Annotated in this window: 10 protein-coding genes; 8 read left to right on the top strand and 2 right to left on the bottom strand. The window is 38.1% G+C overall.

The window, feature by feature from the left end; genetic code table 11:
* Positions 1–37 precede the first annotated feature (37 nt).
* The gene (locus AC3DU7_RS18310; protein WP_488040749.1) at positions 38–571 is read right to left on the bottom strand and encodes a GNAT family N-acetyltransferase; all 534 of its coding nucleotides are present in this window, start codon (positions 569–571) and stop codon (positions 38–40) included.
* Between the two features lie 492 nt (positions 572–1,063).
* Between AC3DU7_RS18310 and AC3DU7_RS18305 the strand changes: the two genes are divergently transcribed.
* The 8 genes from AC3DU7_RS18305 to AC3DU7_RS18270 all read left to right on the top strand — a co-directional run bounded on the left by AC3DU7_RS18305 (position 1,064) and on the right by AC3DU7_RS18270 (position 7,921).
* Complete coding sequence (locus tag AC3DU7_RS18305) at positions 1,064–1,525, top strand: hydrogenase maturation protease (RefSeq protein ID WP_488040748.1); 462 nt, start codon at positions 1,064–1,066, stop codon at positions 1,523–1,525.
* A gap of 273 nt (positions 1,526–1,798) precedes the next feature.
* The gene (locus AC3DU7_RS18300) at positions 1,799–2,062 is read left to right on the top strand and encodes a hypothetical protein (protein WP_488040747.1); all 264 of its coding nucleotides are present in this window, start codon (positions 1,799–1,801) and stop codon (positions 2,060–2,062) included.
* Between the two features lie 16 nt (positions 2,063–2,078).
* On the top strand, positions 2,079–2,402 hold the full coding sequence (locus AC3DU7_RS18295) for a hypothetical protein (RefSeq protein ID WP_488040746.1): 324 nt from the start codon (positions 2,079–2,081) through the stop codon (positions 2,400–2,402).
* Positions 2,403–2,799: 397 nt separating this feature from the next.
* The gene (gene hcp / locus AC3DU7_RS18290; RefSeq protein WP_488040750.1) at positions 2,800–4,446 is read left to right on the top strand and encodes a hydroxylamine reductase; all 1,647 of its coding nucleotides are present in this window, start codon (positions 2,800–2,802) and stop codon (positions 4,444–4,446) included.
* 419 nt (positions 4,447–4,865) lie between these two features.
* Positions 4,866–5,861: a hypothetical protein gene (locus AC3DU7_RS18285; protein WP_488040745.1), complete on the top strand. Its 996-nt coding sequence runs from the start codon at positions 4,866–4,868 to the stop codon at positions 5,859–5,861.
* 199 nt (positions 5,862–6,060) lie between these two features.
* Positions 6,061–6,351: an asr0689 family protein gene (locus tag AC3DU7_RS18280; RefSeq protein ID WP_488040744.1), complete on the top strand. Its 291-nt coding sequence runs from the start codon at positions 6,061–6,063 to the stop codon at positions 6,349–6,351.
* Between the two features lie 116 nt (positions 6,352–6,467).
* On the top strand, positions 6,468–6,692 hold the full coding sequence (locus AC3DU7_RS18275; RefSeq protein ID WP_488040743.1) for a hypothetical protein: 225 nt from the start codon (positions 6,468–6,470) through the stop codon (positions 6,690–6,692).
* Positions 6,693–7,054: 362 nt separating this feature from the next.
* On the top strand, positions 7,055–7,921 hold the full coding sequence (locus tag AC3DU7_RS18270; protein WP_488040742.1) for a NifU family protein: 867 nt from the start codon (positions 7,055–7,057) through the stop codon (positions 7,919–7,921).
* Positions 7,922–8,006: 85 nt separating this feature from the next.
* Here the strand turns inward: AC3DU7_RS18270 and AC3DU7_RS18265 are convergent.
* A partial coding sequence (locus AC3DU7_RS18265) for a hypothetical protein (protein WP_488040741.1) occupies positions 8,007–8,433 on the bottom strand: 427 nt, incomplete at its 5' end.

The raw sequence follows: 8,433 nt of genomic DNA, 5'->3' as shown, positions 1-8,433 counted from the left end.
ACTTCTACTTGACAACCAATTATTATCTCCTTTCTCTTCACTCCTGCCAGTACTTAGGATCATCCAAACTATCTGCACAGATAATTTTTCCACTGAAACTTCCAATAATTCCCGGACGTAATTCCTGAACCATCCAAGCATCTGCATTCTTTTCAAGTATAGGATAGGAAGGTTCAAACCCAAGCTCCCCTGCCGGTTTAAATCCAAAACGTGGATAATATGTAGGATGACCGAGGACAAAAACTAGGTCTACTCCAGATTCCGATAAAATATCTAATCCTCTTTGAATCAATTTACCCCCTATACCTTGTTTTTGAACATCAGGCATAACAGCTAGGGGACCCAGAATTGAAATTGATAAAGGAACATTTGGTTCCAGAGTAGCTCTACTGAAAAAAATATGTCCTACTGCTCTATCTTCTTGGAAAGCTAACAGAGAAAAAATAGGTTTAGCACTATCATCCCCAAGAAGTAGTTGCACAATTTCAACACACTCGTCTGAACCAAATGCCGCGCGTTCGACAGATAGCACATCATCTAAATCTGAATCTAAAGCTTTTCGTATAATCATTATTTGATTTGTTAATACTATAGTCAATTTCTAGCTTAATATATTAACAACTAGATCATCAGTCATTAATATCTCAGTCCAATAGGTTGGGTTTTAAGCGGCAGCGCAACCCAACAAAAATCTACATCCTTGAATATGTGTTGGGTTTATCCTACAGATAAGCTCTACGACAAAACCTTACACGCGCTCCAACTTACAGCGGTTTTCATTTTAGTAGACCACACATAGAATGTCCCTACAAGGTTTTGCTGATGAAGATGTGGTTCACCAATTTGAAAAGCGCTGTATACAGTTCCTGACAGGAAGGATTTCGAGTAAGTTAACTTTTAAATTCTAACTTCTGACTTCTAACTTCTGACTTTTGACTCCAAATATATGTTACTAGCTTACAAAAACAGTTTTAAAAATGGGTTAGTGTTGAGGACGTGAGATGAATAAACTAGACAAAATCTACTTTTCAGCATATCTAATACCCCACTTAACAAATAAATAATGTTGACAATTATCGGTTGCGGTAATCTGAACCGTAGTGATGATGGGGTGGGAGTAATTATTGCTCAACGCTTGCAGCAATATTTGACTGAACATCCCAACCCTAATGTCCGGGTTTATGACTCCGGTACTGCCGGAATGGAAGTGATGTTTCAGGCACGAGGAACTCAGCAATTAATTATTCTGGATGCTAGTGCTACAGGTTCTGAACCAGGTGCAATATTTAAAGTTCCTAGTTCGGAGTTGGAAGCATTGCCAGAACCTAGTTATAGTTTGCATGATTTTCGTTGGGATAATGCTCTGGCAGTTGGTCGAAAAATCTTTCGGGAGGATTTTCCTGAAGATGTAATTGTCTATTTAATAGAAGCTGAAAATTTGGATTTTGGTCTAGAACTTTCTTCTGTAGTTCAGCATTCTGCTGAGAAGGTTTTTCAAGAACTTATATCAACTTTAATTGATTAAGTACCCGTGCAAAATTAATTTAAAATTTTGGCATGAGGAAACAGAGAACAGGAAATATAACTGAGTAGTAAATATACAAATATTGTTCTTATTTACTTAGTTATCAATTACTGTAAATTGAGAATTAGGAGTGGAAAGTTTGTCTTTTTAGCTTATTTCTTCTTCCTTAAATTTAGCCATCTATCAGTTTTTCTGAAAGTCAAGTAAAGCAAAAGAAAAAGCTGATAGCTGATGGCTAATTGCTGACTGCTACTTTAACACAAGGAAATTATCATGGACGAACAAAGAACAGAACAATATTATGAATTAATTGATAAATTAGTGCAATGTCCTAATGGAAAAGAGCCTGATGTTTTAGATGAAAATATTGAATTAGTTGATGCTGGTTTTGTGTCAGTTTTAATGCAAGTTGGTCAGGCACAAATTCATCATGGAAATCAAGATGGTGCTAAATTTTTATTCCATCTTGCTCGTGAATTAGCTAAACAATTAGGATTATATCCTGACCCTGAAGCTGCTACAGCACCTGCCCAATAAGTAGATAATTAATGTTATGTTTTCTCAGACAGAAGCAGAAAAATTAGCCATTGATTTTTTGGGGAATGATTGGGAAATTCCCCAGGCAGAACAAGAGTGGTTTACTATTAGAAATACGAAACAAGAGCCTAATTGGTATATTGTGGAAGTAGCAATAGAAGGATATCCTGATTATTGGATTCTTCAGGTTTATGATACAAGTGAATGTGACCCTTGTTATACTTTTGTCTCTCCTTTAAGTGGTTCTCAAGATGATGATTTGCAGGAATTACCAGAATCTATTGCTAATATGATTAGCTTTGAGCGTAATTCACAAATGTCTCAAACAGCAAAAGTTTGAGTTTAAAATAATAAATCAAGTTCGTTTTTGGGGAATATTAATAGTTGAAATTTATGATTTATTCTGATTTTTTACTATTAAAATAAATCCATCGGACTTGATTTTGTTGTATATAGAAATATTAAGTTTTAATGAAATTAAGTCCTTTGAGGAAATATAATAGTTTATAGCTAGTCAATACAGCTAGCCAGTAGTAGACTGACACAGTTAAAACTGTGCAATAGATTTTTGTTTCTAGGTGTCTTGATCCCCTCATCCCCCATCCCCCCATCTCCCATCTAATGCAACATTTAAAGTGTGTCAGTCCAGTAGTCCAGTAGGGTGTGTTAGCGGTAGCGTAACGCATCGAAAGGAAACTACAGTACAGAACACCAAATAGGAGAAAAAAATTATGTCTATGTTTTGCGAACAATGCGAACAAACCGCCAGTGGGCAAGGATGTCATCAGTGGGGAGCTTGTGGTAAAAGTCCAGAACTTAATGCTATACAGGATTTATTGGTTTACTGCTTGCGTGGGTTGGCAGAAGTCAGACTCCGAGCAAAAGAATTAAATATTTCCACTAGAGAAATAGACGTTTTCATCTGTGAGTCAATATTTGCCACAATGACAAATGTTAACTTTAACAAAAAAAGCTTTGCTGAATATATCAAGCAGGCGATCGCTCACCGGGAAAACCTGAAAACAAAAATCCAAGAAACTAATACATCTATTAAATGGTCTGCTTTAGCTAACTACCAACCAGACTATACAGAAAGCTTATCCCTCCAAGGTGAAAATGCTTCCCTGAAATTTCTTACTGAGTCTGGCAGTAACGTTGATATATTCTCCCTCAAACTCACCGTTATTTATGGTATTAAAGGTGTTGCTTCCTACAATTTCCACGCTCAGGAGTTGGGAGAAGAAGATGAAAAAATTTATGACTTCATCGCCGAAACATTAGTTGCCCTGGATAACCCAGACCTTACCCTTGATGACTGGGTAAACCTAGCATTGAAAGTGGGAGAAATTAATCTCAAAACAATGGAACTTTTAGATGCAGGTCATACTAAAACCTACGGTCATCCTGTTCCCACTGCCGTACCGTTGAACCCCCGCACAGGAAAAGCAATTTTAGTTTCTGGGCACGATATTAGACAACTCGCAGAAGTCTTAAAACAAACTGCTAATACTGGTATTACCGTCTACACTCATGGAGAACTTTTACCTGCCCACGGTTATCCACTTTTGAAGCAACAATATTCTCACTTCTACGGTCATTATGGAACTGCTTGGCAGAATCAAACTAAGGATTTTGCTAAATTCCCTGGCTCAGTTATCGTGACAACTAATTGTTTGATGCCTCCCCATGAAAATTATGAGGATAAGTTGTTTAGTATTGGTCCGGTGGGATATCCCGGAATAACTCATTTAGATGCCACAACAGATGGTATGCCTGATTTTACTTCTGTAATTCAAAAGGCGTTGTCGATGCCTGGGTTTACTGAAGATGGAAAACCAAAACAGGTAATGGTTGGTTTTGCTCGAAATACAGTTTTGAATGTTGCTGATACTGTGGTAGAGGCAGTGAAGCAAGGAAAAATTCGTCATTTCTTTTTAGTCGGTGGTTGTGATGGAGCAAAACCTGACCGCAATTATTATACAGAGTTTGTGGAAAAGGTTCCAGAAGATTGTGTGGTTTTGACCCTTGCTTGTGGTAAATTCCGCTTTTTTGATCGGGAAATGGGTATGATTGGGGAAATTCCTCGGTTGATGGATGTTGGTCAATGTAATGATGCTTATTCGGCAATTCAAATTGCTGTAGGTTTGGCAAAAGCGTTTGATGTGGGTGTAAACGAGTTGCCGTTGTCGATGATTTTGTCTTGGTATGAGCAGAAGGCGGTAGCTGTATTGTTGACTTTATTGTATTTGGGAATTCAGGATATTCGGTTGGGGCCAACTTTACCCGCATTTATTTCGCCCAATGTGTTCCAGTTGTTAAGCCAAAAGTATAATTTACAAGCGATCGCTACTCCGGATGAAGATTTAGCAGCTTGTTTGGGTTGATTGGGATGTTATATCATGTTCGGATGATTAGTTATCGTATCGCTAAGGAGTCAGGAGTCAGGAGGAAATAAAGAAGGAAGAGAAGAAGAAAGTTTTTTATCAGGCTATTAACCGGACATGATATAAGTAGCCAAAATAACAGTTTTTTTTAGTAGTAAATGATATGTAAAGTATAGTTTTCATCAATTCCTCTATCTTAAATTCCTTACCTTCATAAATATTGGTTCTGTAGATCGCCGGGTTTAGTATAGTATGCGATCAATAAATATTACTCAAATTCGGCAGAAATATAAAAAGAGTATAAACAATAAGAGGAGAACTAACTATATTGATAAAATAAAAATAACTTAAAAGTTAGACTTGGATAATCATAACAAAAACAACATATTTTTGTTAAAAATACTAATTTATTAAAAACTGTGCTTCAAACTATTAGTGATACCTCAGTTAGGGCAGCATTGAATGCTATTGAATCTGAATCAGCAAATGTTGCAGAAAAAATTCAGATGCTGATAGAAATGGCAAATGGGTTGCAACAAAAACCAAAAGACTCTAAACAACTAGATGATGCTATTGGTTTATATCAACAAGCTATAGAGTTATCTAGCAACGATTATCCCTTACTGCAAGCAAGAGCATTGGTAGGAATGGCAACAGCCTTAAGAGCTATGCCAGGAGAAGGACCCGATCTATTGCTGGAGGCGAGAGAAGCTTATGAAACTGCCTTAGAAATATTACGGGAGCAAGGAATACCTGAAGAAGTTGCAGAAGCGGAAATGAATTTAGGCTTGGTATTACAAGCATTAGTTAATTTTAACTTGGCAACAACAAAACAGGTAATAGAAACATATCAACGGGGGTTACTAATATTTACCGCAGATAAACACCCGCAAGAATATGCCATATTACAAAATAATATCGCGATCGCCTATCTCTCGATGACCCTATCTCCAGAAAGAGAAGGTATGCGACAAGCAATGGCAGTACAATCATTCGAGGAAGCATTAAAGGCAGTTAACCTCATCGAACATCCCAACGAATATGCGATGTTGCAAAACAACCTGGCTAATGCCTTACAATATCTTCCCAGTCTGCATCCGATAGACAATAATTTACGGGCATTAACAGCATACAATGAAGCCTTGAAAGTCCGTACAGCAAAAGATACACCATTAGAGTATGCAGCCACTATCTCTAATAAAGCCAACGTGCTATACAATTTACCTGATAACCCGAAACACCCAGAAGCAGGAAATCAGCAAAATCTACTCCAAGCAAAAATGCTCTATGAAGAAGCTCAAGGAATTTTTTGTCAGTATAGCGAAATAGAAAGAGCAACAATAGTTTCTGAAGCATTAGCAGCAGTAGAAAGCGAACTATCAATTTTTGATTTTGAATCAGCAGTTACCGAATAATTAATAATTAATAATTAATAATTAATAATTAAGAGTTGATAGTTCATAATTACTCATTCAACAATTCACGCCTTGAAGCCTCCCCTTGGATAGGGAGGGAATAAAACAAAAAAAATCCTTTTAGTCAATCCCATGTGTTTTAAGAAGAGGTAATTATTAATTGTTAATTGCTGAATACTAAGATAGGAGAATAAACAAAATGAGCGGTCTAATTACCGTTTTCAATACTCTGATTACAGACTTGGAAGCGATACCAAGCTTTCAAATTTTTATCAGTGACTTAGTTACTGGAGAAATTACTCTACTAACAGCCATATTTTGGCTAGGAGTTGCTAGCGGAATTTCGATTATAGCTGGTGCTATTGGTGGAATATGGTTAGCAAGAAAAGATTTAGGTTATAGTCTGGCTGCCATGATTGGTGGTTTATTTGGCCCTGCTGGTGTAATTCCGGCAGTTATTGTTGGCTTGGCAATTTTAAAATTTGTTTAAGGTTTGAGCTAGCCAATGTTATCTGCCAATAAATAAATTTCTTGGATCAAAGCAGAAGTCATCTTTAGATGACTAAAGATAGCTTGATATAACAGTTGAAAAAAGGAGAAACAATTATGCTAGAAGTCGGTTGGTTTAGCACCAAATTATTATTCAAAGGAAAACTATTACGAAATCCATTTTATTTTTTCAAACAAGTAACTATAGCTACTTCTTTTGGTGCTTTATTACTAATAGCAATGGCAAAAATGGAGACAACACTATTACTGCCAATTATTATTTCTAGTCTGGTAACTGGAATATCTATGCCATTTTTGCTGAAAGACGTGAAGTTGCAATAGGAAGAAAATAATCAAAATGACCAAAAAATCAGGTCTCAAGCCTCCCCTTGGCTACGCCGCGTACCGCTCTACAAGAGGATGAAAAAGCGGTCGTTTTGCTGGCGCATAACTACGTTAACGGCTGTCGCCGACATGGAAAGCGTAGCATGACCTAGGGAAAAGCGGAGCGCACCCGTTGGGTGGGATGGCGTTTTGCTCCGCTTTATATGTTGCGGAGCGGCTCTGTCAAGAGCAGGTTTCCTCGCCATATCCAATTGACCAAGAAAAAATAAAGTTCAATATTTCAAGGCTCTGACTTGACCTTTGTCATGCTGCGCAAACAGGCAGAGAGAGGTACTGATAACTGATAACTGATAACTGAAATGACTCAAGCTAAACTTCCTTTGCAAGAGTCTGTGAGTCTAGAATCTCTAGTGTCTGATATTACTCACTTTGAGCAGGCGATCGCTCATTGGGATGAAAATCAAAAGGTAGTGGTTGAAGGGTTGAAAAATGCCATAGAAGCATTACACAAAGAAGCTTTAACCCGATTAATTCGTAGTGTTAAACAGGAGTCTATGCCAGCATTGCGTCAGGCAGTGCAAGATGAAGTAGTTTATGGTCTACTGCGTTACCACGAATTAATTAAACCACCTACACCTTCTCTAGAAATTAGGATTCAGCAGGCATTAGATGAAGTGCGTCCCGGTTTACAAAGCCACCATGGCAATGTGGAATTAGTCGCCATCAAACTACCGGATACCGTAGAAGTAAAATTAGTGGGAAATTGCAGTAACTGCCCTGCTTCAACCTTAACCATGAAAGAGGGAGTCGAGCAGGCAATTAAAACCCACTGTCCGGAAATCAAAAATGTGGTTTCGGTCAATACTCCAGTTAGTGGAAAAGCAAGCAATACTATTGCGAGCCCCTTTGCTGCACAAGAAGAAACAGGTTGGGTTGCTTTAGCAAATATTGACCAGATACCGAAAGGTGGTATTTTAGCTGTTGATGTGGATGGGTTGAAATTAATTTTGACTCGTGTTGGTAATGATGTCATTGCCTATCGTAATAGTTGTAGTCATTTATCTAAACCTTTAGATAAAGGAGAAGTAATAGAAGGTATTCTCACTTGCCCATTTCATGACTTTAAATATAACTTAGCAACCGGGCAATGTTTAACTGCTCCAGAAATGAACTTGCAACAGTATCCGGTAACTATAAGAGGCGATCGGGTTTTGATCCAGTGCTAGTGCAAAAAGGCAGAAGGCAGGAGGCAGAGGGCAGAAGGGAAGAAAGGTTATTGTACAAGCTTTTGAACCTTTTTTAACTGGTTAGTTATTTCCACCATTCTGCACTAGGAGGATCAAAGGTATATTTTAGGTTTAGGGGGACAATAATATCAAGACTTACGGATAAACGCCATATATATGTCGCATCGGCCAGCATTGGAGCTTCAAGCATGAAGGATGGCGACAGGTGCGAGTAGTTAGGGTAAGTTTCCGCACCCGCACATTTGGTCATATAATAATCATAACCTTCGCTCGGTGTTGCTCCATTCTTGACCGCTTCCGCTTCTGCTCCCATGCCAAGTGCATCAACATATTCGACTAAGCCTGTTTCATAGGCTTTTTGACGACCTGCATTTTGTGTGGCAATTAAGGCTGTAACAGTCTCACGATCCATCGCTTCAAAGTAGCTGGCCTTATTGCCCATCATGCCCGACACAGAGGCAATTGCTTTCAAGCGTTTATCTGTAGTGGCA

It is taken from the genome of Okeania sp., from assembly GCF_983059655.1.
The sequence above is the reverse complement of the archived record's forward strand: the minus strand, read 5'-3'. Positions and strand labels throughout refer to the sequence as shown.

Coding starts and splice junctions, on each gene's coding strand:
- AC3DU7_RS18310 (WP_488040749.1), bottom strand. CDS start 571: ATGATTATACGAAAAGCTTTAGATTCAGATTTAGATGATGTGCTATCT.
- AC3DU7_RS18305 (WP_488040748.1), top strand. CDS start 1,064: ATGTTGACAATTATCGGTTGCGGTAATCTGAACCGTAGTGATGATGGG.
- AC3DU7_RS18300 (WP_488040747.1), top strand. CDS start 1,799: ATGGACGAACAAAGAACAGAACAATATTATGAATTAATTGATAAATTA.
- AC3DU7_RS18295 (WP_488040746.1), top strand. CDS start 2,079: ATGTTTTCTCAGACAGAAGCAGAAAAATTAGCCATTGATTTTTTGGGG.
- hcp (WP_488040750.1), top strand. CDS start 2,800: ATGTTTTGCGAACAATGCGAACAAACCGCCAGTGGGCAAGGATGTCAT.
- AC3DU7_RS18280 (WP_488040744.1), top strand. CDS start 6,061: ATGAGCGGTCTAATTACCGTTTTCAATACTCTGATTACAGACTTGGAA.
- AC3DU7_RS18275 (WP_488040743.1), top strand. CDS start 6,468: ATGCTAGAAGTCGGTTGGTTTAGCACCAAATTATTATTCAAAGGAAAA.
- AC3DU7_RS18270 (WP_488040742.1), top strand. CDS start 7,055: ATGACTCAAGCTAAACTTCCTTTGCAAGAGTCTGTGAGTCTAGAATCT.